Source organism: Acidobacteriota bacterium, assembly GCA_038040445.1.
Lineage (GTDB): Bacteria > Acidobacteriota > Blastocatellia > UBA7656 > UBA7656 > Onstottus_A > Onstottus_A frigus.
Map to the genome: position 1 here is coordinate 52,834 of JBBPIG010000008.1, position 17,315 is coordinate 70,148.

Sequence of the window (17,315 nt, forward strand, 5' to 3'; positions counted from 1 at the left end):
GATCAGTCCCGCGATGCGCCAGTACGGTCTCGCAAGCGGCCCGCTTGTCGAAATCGGCTCTTGATGAGCCGGCCTCGAACGTCGAAGAGCTCTGGACGTGCGGCGCGCGCGAGAGCCATGGAATTCGACAGCATTGTCTCGTCAACTTCTTCGCCGAGTCTCTGCAGTTCTGCCCGCTCTGCCTTGGTGAGCTTACCGTCGGTGTTCTTGTCCAGCAGCTTCGCGAGACGAGACTGTTTGCTGAGGGGAAGTCTGCGAAGGTGCACGGTGACGGTTTTCTGTTCGGGCGCGGTCGAAGCAAGCAGTCGTTCTGCAAGCTCGCGCCGCAGTCTCAACGGCAGACGCTCAGCGGCAGACAGCCAACTCTCAAAGCTTCGTTTATCTGAGCCACGATGCGACCCTCTCTCGTCCAACTTTCGGTTTGTGCGATGGCTCGACGTTACCAGCCCAATCCTCGGCCGGTCAATCTTTGTAAGGTTAACGAACTACACGCGCGGGTCAAAGCGCGCTACCGAGAAGCTCGCCTAGTTTCTTGCGGCAACTGCGGCTCAACATCAATTCGGTTCCGTCCTTCAGGATGACGCGATACTCGTTATGAAACCACGGCTGCAGCTCGCGAACGCGCTCGATGTTCACGATCGTCGAGCGATGGATGCGCGGGAACTTCTTCGGATCGAGCTGGCCTTCCATACTACCGATCGCTTCTCGCAGCAGGTAAGACTCCTTGCCGGCGTGGAGCCGAACGTACTTGCCTTCGGCCTCGATCCAATCGATCTCTTCGGTCTTCAGGAAGAACGCCCGGCCTCCCGCTTTGATCACCAGCCGCTCGATGTGACTGGGCTTTGCTTTTAGTTCGGCCAGCAGGGCAAGCGTCTGCCGATTCAGATTGTCTCCGCGCTCGGAAGCAAGGCGGGACTTCGCGCGTTGCAACGCTTTTTCAAATCGCGTGCGGTCGAACGGCTTCACCAGGTAATCAACGGCTGAGACCTCAAATGCCCGTAGCGCATATTGATCGTAAGCGGTCACAAAAATCACAAGCGGGATTTGCGGCTCCGCTATCGATTCCAGAACATCGAAGCCGTCAATCTCCGGCATCTGCACATCGAGAAAAACCAGATCGGGGTTCTGAGCGCCGATCGCGGCAATGGCTTCGCGTCCGTTGGCACTGTCGGCGAGGATCTCAACCTCCGGATCGTGGGCAAGCATCCGCCTGATCTTGCGGCGTGCCAGGGGCTCGTCGTCGACTATCAGTACGCGGATTCTTCTGCCTGCCGTCATCTTATCGTGACCTCTTCCTGCTCGCGAACGACGCCCGCCGTTACGAACGGGAATTCCAGCATCACTTGCAGTCCGCCTTCCGGAGCGTCCGACAACTCAAATCGATGAGCCGCTCGATACAACTGTTCGAGCCGGGCACGGGTGTTCGTCAGCCCCAGCCCTTCCTTAATTCGTCCGCTCGAAGCTTCGCCGCGGTGCAGCCCGCGTCCGTTGTCTTTCACCTCCAATTGAAGCGTGTCCCCGGACCGCTTCGCGTTAATCTCAATCTGTCCCGGAGCGATTCGCGAGACGATCCCATGCCTGATTGCATTCTCGACTATCGGCTGCAGGATGAGGTTCGGCACGCGCGCGTCGAGCGTCTCCGGCTCGATATTCATAATCACGGTCAGGCGATCGTGGAAGCGCACCTGCTCGATCTCGAGGTAGCACCTCAAAAACTCCAGCTCTTCTTGAAGCGTGACCTCTTGCGCGCCCGAGTTCTCGAGCGTCATCCGCAGCAAGTCTCCGAGCCGCGCCAGCATTTGATCCGCGGCGTCGACGTCTTCATCGAGCAGCGCGGAGATCGAGTTGAGAGTGTTGAACAAGAAGTGCGGATGCAACTGCATCTTCAACGCCTGCAACTGAGCCTCGGTCACTTGCAACTGGGCCTCGGCGAGCTCGGCCTTCAGACGTGAGATCTTCACCTCTTCTTCCTGATGGCGCCGGTAGTAGTCGATCGCGTAGCTGACCAGGAAGATCGTCCCGTAGCTCATGAAGCCGGTCGGAAGATTGAACAGGATGTCGGACCTCCCACACCAACATCTGGCCAAGCGACGGCGGTTGCTTGAAGATGTCGACGTAATGCTCGGCGAAGAAATAATAGTTCAGGGTGAAGGACAAACCTATGAGCATCCACACCGCCAGCACCAGGACCCATAACGTCGAATATCGCCTTAGCATCGCTTGCCCCTTCGCGTGGCTCGCACCCGCGTTGAAAATGGTTGTCTATGATAGCGCGAAATCGCAAACTCAAGCACGACTTTGTTGAGCGCGTGATTTGCGAGCCAGGCATTGTTTGACCACCGTGCGCCAAGGCGATAAGGTTTGGTGTTTCCGGCTAGCGACGAAGAAAGTTCAGAGTTCAGCCTGCTCAGGTTTCGAGGGCAAGCTGAAGCTTGAACTCTAAGGTTCAGAGTTCAGCCTTCAGGCTGCTCAGGTTTCGACGGCAAGCTTGAACTCTGAACTTGGAAAAGCGAACCCGATGCTTAGAATGTCAGCAGAAGAACTCGAGCAATTCCTCTACTCGCATTTTCCGGACCCTGAGCATCGGGCCTTCACGGTCGAGCGGGTCGATGAGATGTTCGCGCAGATTCGAATGCGCTACGATCGCCGGCACCTGCGGCCGGGCGGAACGATCTCAGGGCCCTCGCTGATGATGCTATCGGACACAGCGATGTACATGGCGTTGCTTGGAATGATCGGCCCGGTAGCGCTGGCAGTCACTACGAACCTGAACATCAACTTCCTGCGCAAACCGGCGCAAACCGATGTCATCGCCGGTTGCAAGCTGCTGAAACTCGGCAAGCGGTTGGCCGTCGGCGAAGTGACTATGTTCTCAGAAGGGGACCCCGAGCCGGTGGCTCATGCGACGGTAACGTACTCAATCCCCCCAGAACCAAATCCGACGTAATCGGTGGATTTCTGGAACACTTGCATGCGCTGCTCGACTGAATGACAATCTCTCAAGTCGAGCCGATAGAGTTCGCCGGAGGCAGTTCAATGTCAGTCGCGCAATCAGAGGCACGTCATACGGTCGAAGAATACTTAGCGTCGGAGCTAGTGTCCGAAGAGCGCCACGAGTATCTTGACGGGCAGATTTATTTGATGGCCGGCGAGAGCCCCGAGCACGCCGACATTTGCTCTAACCTGGTCTTTAAGCTCGTCGGTCAGTTGAGAGACACGCCTTGCCGGGTGAGGTCGAAAGACACGAAGGTTCGAAGCGGTGCTTCATCCATGTCTCGCAAGTCGGCCAAGGGGTTGTTCTCTTACCCTGACTTAGTTGTGATTTGTGGAGAGCCGCAGTATTACGACGAGCATCGCCACGTCGTGATCAACCCCAGCGTGATCATCGAAGTGCTATCAGACTCGACCGAAGCCTTTGATCGCGGCGCAAAGTTTCTACGCTACCGGAACTGGAATCCCTCCCTGACGGACTACATCCTCGTTTGCCAGTCCGAGGTCATCGTCGAGCACTACGTGCGCCAGCCCGATGACAGCTGGTCAATCTACGTGTACCAGGGTCTCGAGGACAGCGTCTTCATCAAATCAATCAACTGCACGTTGCGACTCGCCGAAGTCTACGATCGAGTGGTATTCCCCGCGGAGTTGGAGGACGAGACCGGCGAAGAACAGTAGCTCGGAGAGTTCATGACCTGGCGCGCGTTCTCAGGCTTCCGGAGCCACAAACTCCGAAACAAAGGACTACGCCAGGAAGTGGGGGTTGCGCTAAGTAAGTTGGTCAATTCGCGTTATCTGTCAACCACTCTTGTATTTTCACCGACTCGTCGCCACAGAAGGTCTCCGCGCCTGAGAAGGTGTCGCTGTGCAGCCAGAAGCCGCAATCATTCAGATCGAGAAAGTAGTAACGGCCGCTGGTCTTCTCGCGCAGTATGTAGCAGCTCCCTGTGTAGATCTCCTTGCGGACGGCGAGAGCTTCCCCCTCAAAAGTGATCTGGCTCAAGAACCTTTCACGCTTGTCACTGCGTTCAATCCACACGTCGCGCTTGCCCTGCCTGTTGTGTCCAAAGCGATAGTCAGCTACACACACTGTAGCGTCCTTTAGAAGATCGAATCTTTCCGTTTCTAAGTGGTTGGGTATCATCTTTAGTTCCAGCTCCGTCCGCTCCCCGACAAGAACTTGAAGGGGAGCGGACACCGCGGGGGCTAACCGGTTCCGATCAAACGACTGCCTATCGGCGAAGTCTCCATTGTTGATTAGCCTGGTTGGCGTAATCCCATAGCTGGATGTTGGCCCCGTCCTGCCTCCCCTGCTCGGTCACGTCGAGACACTTGCCGTTGTCCACGCTCACGATCCGGTAGTAATCGCCGCCAATCTGCTCCAAGCGCCAGCGCTGTTGCGGGCTACCCCTCCAACTCTGCTGGATGATGTTGGCGCCGTTGTTGTCCCTGCCGCCCTGGACAGTGAGCGCTCTTCCGCTTTGCCGACTGATGATGGCGCTTTCGCCGTTGCCAAGGTCTATGACATCCCAGTTTTGATTGGGCTGTTCGGCATAGCTCCATTGCTGGATGTTGGCCCCATCTTGATTGCTCCGCTCAGTCACGTCCAGGGCTTTATCGCTGTGGCGGTTCATTATTGCACCAGAGTAGCTCACGCGCCCGTTAGGCCGGTTGCCAGTACCGAAGCCGGCGCGGTTGCTGTCGCGGTCGATGTTGTCGCGGCGGTTGTTGTCGCGGTTGGTGTTGTCGCGGTTGGTGTTGTCGCGGTTGGTGTTGTCGCGGTTGGTGTTGTCACGGCCATCGCCGAACCAGCCGCTTCTCAAGTCGTACCTGACGCCAGACACACTGCCGTAGCGGCTGCGGTTGTTGACTATTGCTTCGTAGGAGAAGTCTCTCGACCTCCCCCCGTTGTTTCGCGAGTCGTCATACCGTTGATCGTTGTCGCGTGAATTGCTGTAACGTGAATCGTTGTTCCGTGAGAAGCTGCCCGTTCCGCGGACGCGAACTTCCGTTCGCGATTTGAAATCGGTTTCGGCATCGGTGTTAAAAAGCACAGTCAGATTGCGCCCGCCCTCTTGATTGATAATGCGTTGCCTGACGGCCCGTTGAGCCTGATCAATCGCCCGATCCCCCGTGCCTTGTGCCAGGACCGTGCTCAGACTGCCGCCGGCCAGGATAACCGCGAGCAACGCGAAGGCCGGCACAACCATATTTCGAACTACAATGTTTTTCATGATTTTCCCTTTGAAGTTGCAGATCGACTTCGAGCAAAGCCGTATCGGTATCGTCGAGTTGACAAGCTGCAACTTAAGTCTTGCCCCTCTATGTTTATCCATCCACTCGCGTAGGCTGGTTGCCAGCTCGCCCGTAGACACCAGCTAGTTCTCATTTGTCTTTGGGCGCTCTGAGCGCAGAGTCGACCTGTTCTTCGACCGCGGCCTTGGTCTCTCCCATTACTTCTGAGATCTCGCAGATCAGCAGCCTTCTCGCCCTTCCGAGCGTCCCGGATTCTCCAAGTGTTAACGCCCTCGTACCGCCTAACTCAGTCAATGATGCGACGACCTCAGCGAGGTCGTAGGGCGACCCGGAGGTGAACAGTTTCAAATTGTCGGTTGCGCGCTGCTTCCAGTTATCGGCTGTCTTGGCGCTCTTCTTTAGATGAGCCAGGAGCCGAGGAATCTCAGACTTCTTCATCAGCAACCGGACACCAATGGCTCGAGCCTTTTCCACTGGCACGAACAAGTCGCCGCGATTGTCGTCCAGCACAGTCAAGTGATAAAACATTATCACCCTGGAATCGACGACTCTCTTGACGACGCAGGTAATACGGCAGGGACCTTGACCCGGATAGATCGCCTTATTTCCAGTTCTCAGCGGCCCTCGACTTCTACCTCGACGGTCAGGCGCAAGACTTTCGTCGAATCCACGAGCGCTCATGGGTAGAGCTCCTTTCTCACCCGTCTTTCAATGCTAATGATCTCGGGAATCGTCAGTTCGAACGTGTTCGCATATGGACTCCCGAACTCGTGTTGCCACTCCCGCCGAACCGCCGCCATTTGTCTCCAGTGATAGCTTTCGCTGGGGTTGCCGGACGTGTCAGTCAGTTTGGTTGATGATGCGGCAGGAATGTCGGCAATGAGTCTGACCTGTCTGTTGCTTCTTATCATAGGGTCTCTCTATTTAAGCCCACCTGAGCATACGCCATTGCCGGAACCACTTCCGTCCAATATTGGACAGTCTTGAAATTAAGCCACTAGAGTCTGCTGAAAAAGGCTGATATTACCGCGAAGGCACCAAGGCACCGGGGCACCAAGTCGAGGCGGATATCACCCACGAATGCACCAAGTCGGGACAACCGGGACTACATGGCGTTGGTTCTTTGTGAGCCCTGGTGGTTTAGTGTCTTGGCGGTTGATCCTCGGTTTTCAACATCCGCCGTCCTTAAGCTCTGTTTCTCACAGGCTCGTGTCTGGCATTCCCATCCGCCGCAACCAACGGAAATGCGACGCCACACCTGACCAGAAGGACTCGTGTTCACTGTATTTCACCCCGAGCTCGCGGCAGGTCTGCTCTACAAGCTTCGAGATAGCCGGGTAATTGACGTGGCAGATTCGAGGAAACAGATGGTGTTCGATCTGAAAGTTCAAGCCGCCCAGGAGCCAGGCTGCTACCCGGCTGCGCCGAGCAAAGTCCACGGTAGTTTCAACCTGATGTATGGCCCACGAGTTTTCGATTCGCCCAGTGTCCTGTCGCGGCAGCGGAAACTCCGCCTGCTCCACGCAATGCGCCAATTGAAATACAACGCTCAGCACAAGGCCGAGCACAACCGCCGCTGCGGCGTAGAACAACGCAACGACCAGGACGGGGTGAAACAGCAGGGGAATCCCGAATGCTAATGCGAGAAAAATCGCTTTGCCGGCTAGGAAGACAACGAGGTCCCAACCCTTTGGGCGCGGCAATCGGTGCTCTCCAATTCGGCCGGGGATCACGTCGCGGAAATCACCTACAAGATGCCAGTTGATGGCCATGAACCCGTAAAGCGGCCAGAGATAATACTGTTGCCACCGGTAAAACCAGAACCGTCTGCGATGCGGCGTCAGCCGTCCCAGGCCGCCGAGTTCGATGTCGGTGTCATGCCCCGTGATGTTGACATAGGTGTGATGGAAGACGACGTGCTTCCAGTGCCAGTGATGGGAACTCCCACCGACTACATCCAGCGTCATCGCCATCATCTTGTTGACCCAATCGTAGTTCGAGTAGGCGTGATGGCTGCCGTCGTGCTGAACATTGAAACCGATCGCCGCTGTCACTAATCCGAGCACTATCGCCAGCGGTAGTGCCTGCCACCAGGTTTGGGCAACAAACACCAACAATGCGTAGGATGCTATGAAGCAGGCGAGAAGGATCGCGGTCTTCACGTACATTTGCGGGCAGTCACGTTGCCGCCGCCCGGTGCTTCGGAAAAACTCATCGATCCGCCGCCGAACCTCCACTTGAAATTCGCTATTGCCAGCGAATTTCAAGCTTCTGTCATATCCGGCCGATTCTGCATGCTGGTCGGCGTTGCGCGGCTGAATCTCTTGTGTGGTTGTCATTAGGTGGCATCCAGTACATTTACACAATTCAGCGCCGTCCGAGCCTGACGGGTTTGATTCGTGGTCCGCGCGCCCGTCGGTTTTTTGGAGCAACGCGGTGGTCAACAACAAAGCAATCTATGCTTGCAACCGGCGTCTAAGCAGGAGTGGAGCGAGGCGATCAGCTCATCCTCATACGTTGGCTTGTCCGCAGCCCGAAGAAGCAGCATTAGCTCCTTCTTCGGGGGGAAACCGACGCTCAGGTCCACTCACGTTCTTTAGCGAAGCGCCTCCAAGGTGAGGATTGTACCCAAAATGGCGCCCAGAATGACATACTTGCCATTCGAGCGGCGGCCATTGATAGCGGCTGTTGTAGCCATCTTCGTAGCCGCGACGGAAGCCCTCGCGGAAGTAATAGTTGTAGTCGTCCCGCTCTACGTAGTAGCCGCTGTAGCCGTAGTTGGTGTCGCGATAGGCGTAAGAGTCTTCATAGTTGGAGCCCCAGTGATCCTGCCGGTCTGCCTTGTCCGGCGCGGAAGCCCTCCTCATAACCGTAGTTCACAGCCTGCCGTACCAGATTTGCGCCGTACTGATTCGTCTCGTAGTAGCTGCCGCCACGAGAGTATCGAAAGCTCGGAGGCGTGTAGAAGTACGGATCGCGGCCATAGTTGTAGTTACGCCCGTTTCGCAGACTTAATTGCTCCTGACGTAGGCGCTGGAGATACTGTTGCTGGAAACGGTACCGCGCCATACGCTTCTGTTGCTGTAGCTGTTGCTGACTGCTGTTGTGCGAGGCGCTGCTGCTGATCCAGATGTTCACGGTCACTGGACTAATCCCGTTCGCTTGGGCTCACAGCTATTTCGCTCTCCGCTTGGAGTAGCTCCCGAGCGTAGCGGAAAACGCCCGCACGTCTGCTGGCGCTTTGACACTGCCCTCCTGCAGCACTGTCTTTGCCCTCGCGCCTTCGCCATAAACCGCCTGCATATCATCATCGTCCAAAGTGATGACGACGCCCTTCAGCTCTAACCCGGCAAACAGGCCTTTGCTGCGAGAGTATGAGAGAATTTCCGCATCCATTCGGATGTTCGTGGACGCTCCAGCCTGCCGCCCCACCGGGCCCGCGGCGGCCGAAGCATCCCCGCCAATCTCGAACTTGTCGCCCATCAATCTGTTCAAGCCGTTTTGATTCATGAACAGAAGCACGAAGTCGGTTGACTGCGCGCCGATCTGTAAACCGACGCTGCCGCCCCTGAGGTTGAAGAACGCAGGCGCGCTCCAGCCACTCTTCGTCCGGCAACTGGCGACGCCGCGCCCGCCTCGCGCGCCAACAACGAAACCCGCCTTGAGAACCTGAGGAAACACCGCTACGCACTCGGCGCCATCCAGGATGTCTCGAGGAACTGACTTGTCCGGCGCGCGCATGATCTCACGGAACACGCGAGCCGCCTTTGCGGATTGAGACACCGCGTCGCGATAGTCCTTGCTCTGCTTCTGCCCTGCGAAACACACCGTGCTCGCTACGAGACAAGCGAGCACGCTGCATACTGCTGTCGAGATCGTCTTTAGCTTCATACTAACCTCCACCTTGTCCGGCTCACCGGACCGCTTGAAAGACCGCACGTTATTATTTGAAATGGTAAGCGCACCTCGCGGCGGGTTTCTGTCCAATATTGGACAGTTTTCGGAGAATTGTTGGGGTGAACGGTTGCCTGACCAAGTCTAAAGGATCGATGCGAGGTAAGCAGTGAGCTTTTTTTCCTTGATGATCAGATGGTGCTCCGTGTTGTACTCAATGAGGTCGAGGTTCCGAAATCGCTGCATAAACACGCTGATCCGCGGCCGTGTCGTACCTACCATTGTGCCCAATTCTTCGTGAGAAAGCTTGACCTCGATGCGCATGCTCCGAGGGTCTTTCTTGCCGAGCTTTTTGGCGATTTGCAACAACGTCTTCCCAAGGCGCTGCTCGCTATCGACCGTCACCAAGTTCGCGATGACCTGCTGTTGGTCCGCCACGCGCACGGCAAGATACTTGACGAAGCCTTCAAGCAGTGAGTCTTTAGCCAGGCGCTCGAGAAACATGGCACAGGGCATCTCTTTCAAGGAAGTATCTTCCATTGCGGTTGCTGTTTCCAGCCGGCTGCCAAGCCCAGACAGGCACAACTCGCCGAAAACATCTCCCGCACCGTGGATGGCTAGCATGCATTCTTTACCTTCAGACGAGACCATGACCAGCTTGATCTGCCCTTTTTCTATGAAGTAGACCACCTCGCGTTCGTCCCCAGCCGTGTAGACATGATCGTGCTTGCCGACCTTGATAGGGCTCGAGTTTTTGAGTTCATTGAGCAATGACCCCTGCATTTGTTCTTTGAATTGATCTGACTGCGAAGTTTGTTGAATCATCTTCTTCCCCGTCCATTTTCCGCCGATTATCTGGTAGTGCTTAACGAACCGCCCCAGTATACGCCTCATATAAGAGACGCGCCGTTCAATATTGGACAATTGTAACCTTTTCTTTCTTGTGAAACAAACGTTGGGACGCAAGAGGCGGAAGTGGTCGGATGGGTGCTTCTTCCGGCCAGAGTAAGTGTTCTGGTTCTCGTCGTCTCTGTTGGATTCCCAGTCGACGTCCTTAGCTTTATCTTCATCAAGTGTCTCCGAGCGGTGTTCTAATTTCGGTCTTCTCTCTCAACTATTTTCAATTCCGTCTAATATTGAACAGACTTGTCAGAGCCTGATTCTGTACCATTAAGGGGTTTCAGGTGTGACTATGGAACAGCAGATGCGATGGCGCTTCGAAGTCAACAATCCACTCATGTCCACTGAGTGGCGACCTCTGTGGGAGGTTGCCGAAGATCAACTCCTAGCGTCTCAAGAGCTGAGAGACGAACTCAATAGAATTAACGCCCCGGTTCAACTTCGTATAGTTCGTAGCTCAGACTAGGTTCCGCTTCCCTTGTCATTGCCACTCACCAAGCATAGGTCTCGTTGAGACCAGAGCTTAGCTTACTCTTTTCTCCAAGGTTCTCTGGAATCTGCCAGACCAAACTGACCTCAGCGGCTCACTGTCTTGCACGCGACAGTTGGTAAAGCGGGCAGGGGAACTTATCGAGTAAGACTCAGCGGTGCTGTTGACAATGAGAACTAGCCGCGCCTTTGTATGTAGTCTGGGGTCGATCGTAACGCGTCGCGCTTTGTCATTCTCCTAAGATCGTCCTCGTTATGTCTTCCCCGGATGGCTCACTCGCTGGAAGTCCAAGCGGGCTCTATTGGCCTTCGTCGATTGGAAGTCACGGACCCATAACCGGAGCGTATCGATGATTGGAACCTCGACTGGTAGCTGTTTATGCTTCTCGCCTGGTGACGACATACCAGGCTTGATCAACCGCACGTTCATGGTTGCCCCTCTCCGTTATTAGTCACCGCCAAAGCATTCGAATCGACATCGCGGACATTGGCGATAGCCCGAGCGGCCGATTCGGCGTCGGCCTTTTGCGTCGAAGATTGCACAACGCCGGTCAGTCTTACTTCGCCGTTGTAAACATCGACTTTGATCTGTTGAGTCTTCAGGGTCGGGTTATTCAGGATCGACTGCAACACGGCCGCTTTGATTTCAAGGTCAGGGACGTATTGCTTTTCTGCATTGGCGGCTTGAGTCTTTGGATCCACCTGGAGATTGTTCACAACGTTGGCGACGCCTTTGGTACTGCGCGCGATCTCTTCCGCCACGCGCTTGTCATCTTCGGTCGGCACGTGGCCCGTCAGAGTTACATCGTTGCCACTCTTGCCAGGACTGTTGCTCGAGTCAACGTGGATGTCGAAAGAAGAGAGTTGCTTATTTAACGCCAAAGCGCTCTTGACCGCGCTGGTCGTGGCCGCGTCTTCCGTGTACTCCTTCGCCGCGTTGAAGTCGGACGAGATGTCTCGATGGCGATAACCATAGAAATAGTACAACGCACCAGCGATGATGACTATCGTGACAACGGTAGTAATAATTGATCTGCGTCGCATGGGTCCTCCTCTTTGGGATGGGCTGGCGTACGCCCATCCCAGCAGCCTTACACTGTTACCTTGCGGTGCGCGACTAGTCGAAACGCACCATTGATTGCGAGATGAATCAAGACATAAACAACGAGCGCGAACAGATAAGATATGCGGAACTGATGCACTCCGGCCGACGGAGTTCCCACGATGCGTTCGAAGGGCGCTAGCAGCGGTCGAGTGACCGCGCCGATGAACTGAACGAATCCGTTGCCGGACCGCGCGCCCATCAGCCCCAGCAGGAACTCCAAGGCGATCAGCCCGTAGATGAGGTAGAAGAAGTAATCTACTACCTGTGAAATCCGGGCTGCAGTTCTGCCGCGCCCCATCTCACGTTCGGTACTCACCGCTTCGTGCACCGACTTCTGTTTTAGTTCGTGAGCCACGCCAGCCACCTCGGCAGATTCCTTTGGCTCGACTCGCGCAGACTCTTGCTTGATGCGAGCGTTCACATCGTCATCAATCGAGGCCTTGACCTCCTGATGCGAAGCCAGCCGGCGCTCTTCGTCTAACAACACATTGGTTTTATCAACGCCTTCAGTCATGGACATAAGTTCTCCTTCCAAACCCCTGATCGATCAGGCTTCTCTTAAAGCGACTTCAGGTATTCGACCAGATCGTTCTTTTCTTGCGCCGGCGACTCATCTCCACGGCGCGCCCACAATCGGCTCACTCAGACATACCGGCGCCTCGTCAGCAATCCCAGGACGGCAACTAACACCGCCGCTCCGATAATCGCCCACACGATCGGGAAGCTCGTGTGACCGATCTTCAAAACATAGATTTCAGGTAATCGAAACTGGTTGACGGCCCAGCTTCCAATCAGGGCGCCGATGAAGCCGATAGCGATCGAGGTCAAGCATCCGCCGCGTGAATATCCTGCGAGCCTCTGGCCGATCACGCCCACGAGGCCGCCGACGATCAGTAGAATGATTAGACTTTCCACGCTCAAGTTCATGTTCTGCTCCCGTTCCTCGTGCGAAAGGCGCCAACAACATGCCGTCATGATTCATTCTGGGTGGTGCTTTATGCGGGGCGTCTTAACCGGTGTCGAGAAGCGCCACTGGTGAGCGCGGCGCATCCCGAACAACACGGTTTGATCATGGCGTGACTGCTGTCTTAACAGCGTGCTTTGTGCCACGGCCTACGTGCCTGCCAACGTAGCACCGCCGTCGTCGTTAGTATCACCCGTCTTATTCTGAGTCTCAATGTTCATACTCCTATCCAACAAGTTTTCTTTCTCAATTCGTTCGGAATTCTCGGGCCGCCCGCTCGGTCGAATTTCAGCACATCGACCGCTCTTTCCACGCAACTCAAATGGACGGCGGCAGGCTCAAATGATGCGGCGAGGGAGGACCTCGAAGGACTCGGCCCAACATCAAGAACGTCGCTTCAAGCATGAGTCCACCGACCGCTACTCCCACTCCCGTCATCATCAGCCCCATCCCTATAGCAGTAATTTCCAGCATCTCTATGTCTCCAAAGCTTCATCCGGTCAGCCCGGAGGCGTCCTTCTACTTACGTTGCCATGATATGCTCGGCAGGGATGGCTTTCAGTCCAATAGAGGACAAGTTCGAGAATAATTCCTTGGCATAAAATTGGACTACGGCAACAGATTAAGTTACGGACTAGCACAAAAGTGATGACGTTGATCCTAAAAGCGATCGGCGAATTCACCCGAACGGAAGGTGAGCGTTGAAGGGTAGCGGCAGCCCATCAGTCACCAGTAGGCGCACATTCGCGCTCGCCCTGTTTTGCGCGAGTGTGTTTTTGGGCGCCGCAGATTTGCTTAAGATGCAGACTGGCCCGATGCCCGCTCTTTATGACCCGGGTGCACCTAAGACGGATTCCGCGAAGCCTGCTCACGCGAAAGCAGAGAAACCGAAAGCGGAGCCACTGCCCGTAGCGCCGCCGCCAGATACCGCATCAGCGACCGGACCGACAACCACAGTTACGGATACCGATCTAAATTACATTGCCGCGAGAAATCTGCTGATACCGGTGGCGGGCGTGACTGCGAGTGGGTTGCATGACACCTTCAATCAAGCGCGCTCCGAAGGGCGGCAGCACGACGCGATCGACATAATGGCGCCTCAAGGGACGCCCGTGCTGGCTACGACTGACGGCTCAGTGATCAAGCTCTTTCAGAGTGATCGAGGTGGAGTAACCCTCTACGAACTCGATCCATCAGGGCGCTATGTTTATTACTATGCACACCTGATGCGCTACGCTGAGGGTGTTGCGGAGGGAAGGCAACTGCGGCGCGGCGATGTGATCGCTTATGTCGGCGACACCGGCAATGCCGGCGCGGGAAAGTTTCACCTCCACTTTGCCATTTCGAAGCTTACATCCCCGCACCAGTGGAGCGGCGGTGATCCGATCAATCCGTATCCTTTGCTTGTTCGCAAGTGAGAAGAGCTAATCGATTGACAAGGCGTCTCGCGACCGCGCGGGTCGGAATCGCGAGAGCGTTCAAGGGCTAAGCACCTCCGATTGGTGGTCGGAGTAAACTGCTATCGGGGCTGATAAGACAGCATGTCTGTAATTCTTTACCTTCGCCGGCGAGAGCGTGGCGCGGCTTTCTTCGACGCAACGCCCGCGTTCAGATCCACAGGCCCAGGATAGCCTTTGCCCAGGAGTGCTGGAATCGCGACGACCACTTCCTTGCCTCCCTTGATTGTGCGTGTCACCTTGCCGCTCGCGACGTTGTTCGCCTTCGACTCTTCCCTGCTCTTATCACCTTTTCTTGACGAAGAGCTCGTCGAAGGCGCGGCTGAAGAGTTGCCTTTAGCGCTATCTGATTTGTTGGTGGCGGTCGCGTCTGGTACCGGCTTGCCGCCGGCGTCGCGAGCCATTTGGCCGAGGGCGCGCGTCACCTCTGCGCGCTTGCTATCACTCAACTGATCGAGGGTCACGCCATACGATTGCAGCACATTGCGCAGATTCTCTTCCGTATTCGTGCCGCGATCATATACATCTCGGTAGATGTGCAGCTTGCCGTCCTCAACGGTTATGGTCTCGTAGCGCAGCTCAACCGGCACGGCTTTGCTCAACTTCACAGGCTTGGTCTCGGTCTTGTTCTTTTGATACTCGGCGATCTGTTCATCCGAGATTTCGGTTCCGCCAAGTTGCGCCAGCCGTTTAGCAAAGTCCTGTATCTGCGCACTGGTCAATCCAACGCAGCCGTGCGACGCGAAGCCGCCGAGTTTAGCCGGAGCTTTGCCTCCGTGTATCAGCGACGGCAAGCCGATCGGAATCTTGATCGGGCCAAGGGGATTCAGCTTATCACCGGCCTCGATTCTCTCCCCGACCTTGACCTTGCTTCCGGGCGATTCAACCCAGGGTTCATCCGGAGGCGTCCACGTTGGGTTGAAAATGATCGTGTCAGCTTTACGCAGCCCCGTCGGAAGCGGGAATTCAGGATAGCCTATGCCGATTTTATAAGACTTGATTAACTTGCCGCCTTCAAACAGATCCATTCGAAAGGCAGGCGCGTTGACGACAACACGCTTATCTTGGGGTACTCCGACGGCATCTCGAGGCGCTGCGGCGGGTGTGACGCTAGCTGTTGTTGGAGCGGTTACGTCGCCGCTCCAGCGCTCGTTTACAAAGGCGATCAGCTCCTGAGTTTTCTCTTCGCCGATTGCCGCCCTGCTCTTTTCGTAGGCGTCTTCGCGGGCCGCCGTCGTCCTGCCGGCATATTCATCGTGATTATCACTTTCGCGTAGCTTGGACGTTTCCTGGCGCGCGATACTCCTGAGCTTATTCACCTGTTCATCCGTGAGCTGCAGTTTCGACTTAAGCTCCGCCGCGAAGTTCTCTTGGGCGAAGAACGCATCAAGCACAGGTAAGGTCACCGGTTGAGTGTTCGGCGGCGCATTGCCGGTCTTCGCCGGCGTCGGTGCAGATGTTGTTGCCGTAGCACTTGCCGCGTTTGTGTTGGCGGCTGGGGTAGGCCTGTTGCCGGTTGTGTTCGACGACTCCGTCACGCAGCCTGCGCCGACAAGGAGAATGACAAGAGCAACAAACGCAGACATCAATCGCAGGGTTTCGTTCATCTCCCCAAGTCCTTTGTGCCAGTCATCTGACGAACGGTTAATGGCGTGATGTCTCGGGCAAATGAAGTTAGACGCGTCTGAGTTCTTGACGAACCCGGAGCGCACCACGCCGCAAGGCGCAACTAATTTGTCACAACCCTACTCTTGCGACGCAGAATCAAATCCCTGCTTTCTTTCATCCGCCGCTGTTTAACCGCTGCGTTCCGGCTTAGATCACCCTCCGTCGGCCGCTGAGCAGGTTGAAGATCAACACTATCACCGCAACCACAAGCAACAGGTGAATCAACCCGCCGCCGACGCCGCCGAGCAGTCCTAGCAGCCACAGGATTAGCAGAATAACCAAGATTGTCCAAAGCATAATGCACCTCCAGGTTGTAGGCACGTCCTCCGTGTCGAGCGCCCAAGGCTCCCCCGACTCCGGTTTACGCTTCAAATGCTACGCCTGTTCGAGATCAGTTTCTGTGCAGTATGGGACATTCTCTAAAATAATTGGCAGCTATGATCAGCGGCTGCTCAACAGGTCCAGAGAACCCGAGCCAGATAATGTGCGCTCCTGGTCACTCAATCACTCGTCGGGCCAAAGCGGCGGTTAGCTCGCTATCCAGTCTTGAAATCTTTATCGTAATTGTATACATTATTGGCCCCAAGGATGGTTGACAGTCATTGCGTCATTGGCCCCAAAGGGTGATTGACAGTCAGTACTTCGTAAACGCCCGAGGGGAGGGTCGAAGTATGATTCAAGATTATCCCGAGACGGTTCTATTCAAAAAACAGATGCGCGAGTCGTTGCAGCGCGAGGTCAAGAACTCGCGCGCCATCAAGATCGCGAAACACGAAAACGTCTACACCTTTGGGGAGCACGACGAGATGGTCTACTTCATCGAGAGCGGGCAGGTAAAGCTGCTTATGCTCTCTTCTGCGGGCAGAGAGTGTCTGCTTGCTATCCACGCTTCAGGAGATGTCTTCGGCGAGTTGTGCCTGTCGGGGATAGCGGGCCGGCTGGAAACTGCGACCGCAATGGAAGACACGCTCTTGAAAAAGGTTCCGTGTGCAAAGTTCCTTGAACGTTTGGCCACCGACTCGCTGCTTGAAGGTTTCGTGAAGTATCTGGCCGTGCGCGTGGCAGACCAACAGGGGGTCATCGCTAATTTGGTGACGGTTGATAGCGAACAACGCTTAGGGAAGACCTTGTTGCACTTGGCCAGACAATTGGGCAAGAAAGGCCCTCGCAGCACACGCATCGGGCTGAGGATTTCACACGAAGAACTGTCGCACATGATCGGCACAACGCGGCCCCGCATCAGCGTGTTCATGCAGAGATTTCGGAACCTGGGGCTGATTGAGCTCAGCGAAGAGCACTATCTAATCGTCGAGGAAGATAAGCTCACCGCTTACCTGGCATCGATTGCCTAGCCCAGCGGCGCCCCCCACCTACCATCGAAACTTTATTCTTGCACTTGTTCAGTATTGAACAGCATTGAATCCGCAAGTGGGATATTGTGACCACAGTTTACCAATGGGTGTACGGCATCGGCAGCAATGACATCCATTCACGGCGATCCCGTACACCGATTGGTAATTTGTTCGAGGCCCAACTGCTTCCCCGGGTACAAACAGAGCTTAATTTAAGTTTAGGGGCCTGTTTATAA

23 protein-coding genes are annotated in these 17,315 nt (G+C 55.6%); 5 read left to right on the forward strand and 18 right to left on the reverse strand.

Annotated elements, in window-relative coordinates:
• Positions 1–2 precede the first annotated feature (2 nt).
• The 3 genes from AABO57_10660 to AABO57_10670 all read right to left on the reverse strand — a co-directional run bounded on the left by AABO57_10660 (position 3) and on the right by AABO57_10670 (position 2,030).
• Complete coding sequence (locus AABO57_10660) at positions 3–335, reverse strand: hypothetical protein (protein ID MEK6286192.1); 333 nt, start codon at positions 333–335, stop codon at positions 3–5.
• A 163-nt stretch (positions 336–498) separates the two neighbouring features.
• Positions 499–1,278 carry a LytTR family DNA-binding domain-containing protein gene (locus AABO57_10665; protein MEK6286193.1) on the reverse strand — a complete coding sequence of 260 codons (780 nt, stop codon included), beginning with the start codon at positions 1,276–1,278 and terminating at the stop codon, positions 499–501.
• Entirely contained in the window at positions 1,275–2,030 is a 756-nt protein-coding gene (locus AABO57_10670; GenBank protein ID MEK6286194.1) for a histidine kinase, read from the reverse strand. The genes AABO57_10665 and AABO57_10670 overlap by 4 nt, the downstream gene beginning before the upstream one ends.
• A 25-nt stretch (positions 2,031–2,055) precedes the next feature.
• Here AABO57_10670 and AABO57_10675 point away from each other — a divergent pair, with 25 nt between their 5' ends.
• The 3 genes from AABO57_10675 to AABO57_10685 all read left to right on the forward strand — a co-directional run bounded on the left by AABO57_10675 (position 2,056) and on the right by AABO57_10685 (position 3,672).
• Positions 2,056–2,196, forward strand: coding sequence for a hypothetical protein (locus AABO57_10675; GenBank protein MEK6286195.1), 141 nt, complete (start codon positions 2,056–2,058; stop codon positions 2,194–2,196).
• Positions 2,197–2,527: 331 nt separating this feature from the next.
• A complete protein-coding gene (locus tag AABO57_10680) occupies positions 2,528–2,947 on the forward strand; it encodes a PaaI family thioesterase (protein ID MEK6286196.1) in 420 nt (139 codons plus the stop codon).
• Positions 2,948–3,036: 89 nt separating this feature from the next.
• Positions 3,037–3,672, forward strand: coding sequence for a Uma2 family endonuclease (locus AABO57_10685; GenBank protein MEK6286197.1), 636 nt, complete (start codon positions 3,037–3,039; stop codon positions 3,670–3,672).
• Positions 3,673–3,775: 103 nt separating this feature from the next.
• Here AABO57_10685 and AABO57_10690 read toward each other — a convergent pair whose 3' ends face one another.
• The 13 genes from AABO57_10690 to AABO57_10750 all read right to left on the reverse strand — a co-directional run bounded on the left by AABO57_10690 (position 3,776) and on the right by AABO57_10750 (position 13,076).
• Positions 3,776–4,138, reverse strand: coding sequence for a hypothetical protein (locus AABO57_10690; protein MEK6286198.1), 363 nt, complete (start codon positions 4,136–4,138; stop codon positions 3,776–3,778).
• A gap of 88 nt (positions 4,139–4,226) precedes the next feature.
• On the reverse strand, positions 4,227–5,228 hold the full coding sequence (locus AABO57_10695) for an RICIN domain-containing protein (GenBank protein MEK6286199.1): 1,002 nt from the start codon (positions 5,226–5,228) through the stop codon (positions 4,227–4,229).
• Between the two features lie 151 nt (positions 5,229–5,379).
• Positions 5,380–5,931, reverse strand: a complete 552-nt coding sequence (locus AABO57_10700; GenBank protein ID MEK6286200.1) for a hypothetical protein — start codon at positions 5,929–5,931, stop codon at positions 5,380–5,382.
• A complete protein-coding gene (locus tag AABO57_10705) occupies positions 5,928–6,161 on the reverse strand; it encodes a hypothetical protein (protein MEK6286201.1) in 234 nt (77 codons plus the stop codon). The genes AABO57_10700 and AABO57_10705 overlap by 4 nt, the downstream gene beginning before the upstream one ends.
• Positions 6,162–6,449: 288 nt before the next feature.
• Positions 6,450–7,589 carry an acyl-CoA desaturase gene (locus AABO57_10710; protein MEK6286202.1) on the reverse strand — a complete coding sequence of 380 codons (1,140 nt, stop codon included), beginning with the start codon at positions 7,587–7,589 and terminating at the stop codon, positions 6,450–6,452.
• Between the two features lie 171 nt (positions 7,590–7,760).
• Positions 7,761–8,117 carry a hypothetical protein gene (locus tag AABO57_10715; protein MEK6286203.1) on the reverse strand — a complete coding sequence of 119 codons (357 nt, stop codon included), beginning with the start codon at positions 8,115–8,117 and terminating at the stop codon, positions 7,761–7,763.
• Positions 8,056–8,394 (reverse strand): hypothetical protein, encoded by a 339-nt coding sequence (locus AABO57_10720; protein ID MEK6286204.1) that lies wholly within the window; start codon positions 8,392–8,394, stop codon positions 8,056–8,058. Before AABO57_10720 ends, AABO57_10715 begins: the two co-directional genes overlap by 62 nt.
• 30 nt (positions 8,395–8,424) lie before the next feature.
• Positions 8,425–9,141, reverse strand: coding sequence for a lipid-binding SYLF domain-containing protein (locus AABO57_10725; GenBank protein ID MEK6286205.1), 717 nt, complete (start codon positions 9,139–9,141; stop codon positions 8,425–8,427).
• A gap of 147 nt (positions 9,142–9,288) precedes the next feature.
• Positions 9,289–10,038, reverse strand: coding sequence for a Crp/Fnr family transcriptional regulator (locus tag AABO57_10730; protein MEK6286206.1), 750 nt, complete (start codon positions 10,036–10,038; stop codon positions 9,289–9,291).
• A 921-nt stretch (positions 10,039–10,959) separates the two neighbouring features.
• The gene (locus AABO57_10735) at positions 10,960–11,577 is read right to left on the reverse strand and encodes a BON domain-containing protein (protein MEK6286207.1); all 618 of its coding nucleotides are present in this window, start codon (positions 11,575–11,577) and stop codon (positions 10,960–10,962) included.
• A gap of 47 nt (positions 11,578–11,624) precedes the next feature.
• Positions 11,625–12,158, reverse strand: coding sequence for a YggT family protein (locus AABO57_10740; GenBank protein MEK6286208.1), 534 nt, complete (start codon positions 12,156–12,158; stop codon positions 11,625–11,627).
• A gap of 122 nt (positions 12,159–12,280) precedes the next feature.
• Positions 12,281–12,565, reverse strand: coding sequence for a GlsB/YeaQ/YmgE family stress response membrane protein (locus AABO57_10745; GenBank protein MEK6286209.1), 285 nt, complete (start codon positions 12,563–12,565; stop codon positions 12,281–12,283).
• A gap of 355 nt (positions 12,566–12,920) precedes the next feature.
• On the reverse strand, positions 12,921–13,076 hold the full coding sequence (locus AABO57_10750) for a hypothetical protein (GenBank protein MEK6286210.1): 156 nt from the start codon (positions 13,074–13,076) through the stop codon (positions 12,921–12,923).
• 341 nt (positions 13,077–13,417) lie between these two features.
• Here AABO57_10750 and AABO57_10755 point away from each other — a divergent pair, with 341 nt between their 5' ends.
• Positions 13,418–14,020, forward strand: a complete 603-nt coding sequence (locus AABO57_10755) for a M23 family metallopeptidase (GenBank protein ID MEK6286211.1) — start codon at positions 13,418–13,420, stop codon at positions 14,018–14,020.
• Positions 14,021–14,157: 137 nt separating this feature from the next.
• Here AABO57_10755 and AABO57_10760 read toward each other — a convergent pair whose 3' ends face one another.
• Together AABO57_10760 and AABO57_10765 are read right to left on the reverse strand one after the other, a co-directional pair.
• Complete coding sequence (locus AABO57_10760) at positions 14,158–15,666, reverse strand: L,D-transpeptidase (GenBank protein MEK6286212.1); 1,509 nt, start codon at positions 15,664–15,666, stop codon at positions 14,158–14,160.
• 208 nt (positions 15,667–15,874) lie between these two features.
• The gene (locus tag AABO57_10765) at positions 15,875–16,024 is read right to left on the reverse strand and encodes a lmo0937 family membrane protein (protein ID MEK6286213.1); all 150 of its coding nucleotides are present in this window, start codon (positions 16,022–16,024) and stop codon (positions 15,875–15,877) included.
• 374 nt (positions 16,025–16,398) lie between these two features.
• Between AABO57_10765 and AABO57_10770 the strand changes: the two genes are divergently transcribed.
• A complete protein-coding gene (locus AABO57_10770) occupies positions 16,399–17,079 on the forward strand; it encodes a Crp/Fnr family transcriptional regulator (GenBank protein ID MEK6286214.1) in 681 nt (226 codons plus the stop codon).
• Positions 17,080–17,315: the final 236 nt, after the last annotated feature.

Bases quoted from the DNA above. Each gene is read 5' to 3' on its own strand.
- AABO57_10735 (MEK6286207.1), bottom strand. From the start codon at position 11,577: ATGCGACGCAGATCAATTATTACTACCGTTGTCACGATAGTCATCATC.
- AABO57_10725 (MEK6286205.1), bottom strand. From the start codon at position 9,141: ATGAAGCTAAAGACGATCTCGACAGCAGTATGCAGCGTGCTCGCTTGT.
- AABO57_10730 (MEK6286206.1), bottom strand. From the start codon at position 10,038: ATGAGGCGTATACTGGGGCGGTTCGTTAAGCACTACCAGATAATCGGC.
- AABO57_10765 (MEK6286213.1), bottom strand. From the start codon at position 16,024: ATGCTTTGGACAATCTTGGTTATTCTGCTAATCCTGTGGCTGCTAGGA.
- AABO57_10700 (MEK6286200.1), bottom strand. From the start codon at position 5,931: ATGAGCGCTCGTGGATTCGACGAAAGTCTTGCGCCTGACCGTCGAGGT.
- AABO57_10665 (MEK6286193.1), bottom strand. From the start codon at position 1,278: ATGACGGCAGGCAGAAGAATCCGCGTACTGATAGTCGACGACGAGCCC.
- AABO57_10745 (MEK6286209.1), bottom strand. From the start codon at position 12,565: ATGAACTTGAGCGTGGAAAGTCTAATCATTCTACTGATCGTCGGCGGC.
- AABO57_10750 (MEK6286210.1), bottom strand. From the start codon at position 13,076: ATGCTGGAAATTACTGCTATAGGGATGGGGCTGATGATGACGGGAGTG.
- AABO57_10760 (MEK6286212.1), bottom strand. From the start codon at position 15,666: ATGAACGAAACCCTGCGATTGATGTCTGCGTTTGTTGCTCTTGTCATT.
- AABO57_10690 (MEK6286198.1), bottom strand. From the start codon at position 4,138: ATGATACCCAACCACTTAGAAACGGAAAGATTCGATCTTCTAAAGGAC.
- AABO57_10715 (MEK6286203.1), bottom strand. From the start codon at position 8,117: ATGAGGAGGGCTTCCGCGCCGGACAAGGCAGACCGGCAGGATCACTGG.
- AABO57_10670 (MEK6286194.1), bottom strand. From the start codon at position 2,030: ATGAGCTACGGGACGATCTTCCTGGTCAGCTACGCGATCGACTACTAC.
- AABO57_10680 (MEK6286196.1), top strand. From the start codon at position 2,528: ATGTCAGCAGAAGAACTCGAGCAATTCCTCTACTCGCATTTTCCGGAC.
- AABO57_10705 (MEK6286201.1), bottom strand. From the start codon at position 6,161: ATGATAAGAAGCAACAGACAGGTCAGACTCATTGCCGACATTCCTGCC.
- AABO57_10685 (MEK6286197.1), top strand. From the start codon at position 3,037: ATGTCAGTCGCGCAATCAGAGGCACGTCATACGGTCGAAGAATACTTA.
- AABO57_10755 (MEK6286211.1), top strand. From the start codon at position 13,418: ATGCCCGCTCTTTATGACCCGGGTGCACCTAAGACGGATTCCGCGAAG.
- AABO57_10675 (MEK6286195.1), top strand. From the start codon at position 2,056: ATGTCGGACCTCCCACACCAACATCTGGCCAAGCGACGGCGGTTGCTT.
- AABO57_10695 (MEK6286199.1), bottom strand. From the start codon at position 5,228: ATGAAAAACATTGTAGTTCGAAATATGGTTGTGCCGGCCTTCGCGTTG.
- AABO57_10770 (MEK6286214.1), top strand. From the start codon at position 16,399: ATGATTCAAGATTATCCCGAGACGGTTCTATTCAAAAAACAGATGCGC.
- AABO57_10740 (MEK6286208.1), bottom strand. From the start codon at position 12,158: ATGTCCATGACTGAAGGCGTTGATAAAACCAATGTGTTGTTAGACGAA.
- AABO57_10710 (MEK6286202.1), bottom strand. From the start codon at position 7,589: ATGACAACCACACAAGAGATTCAGCCGCGCAACGCCGACCAGCATGCA.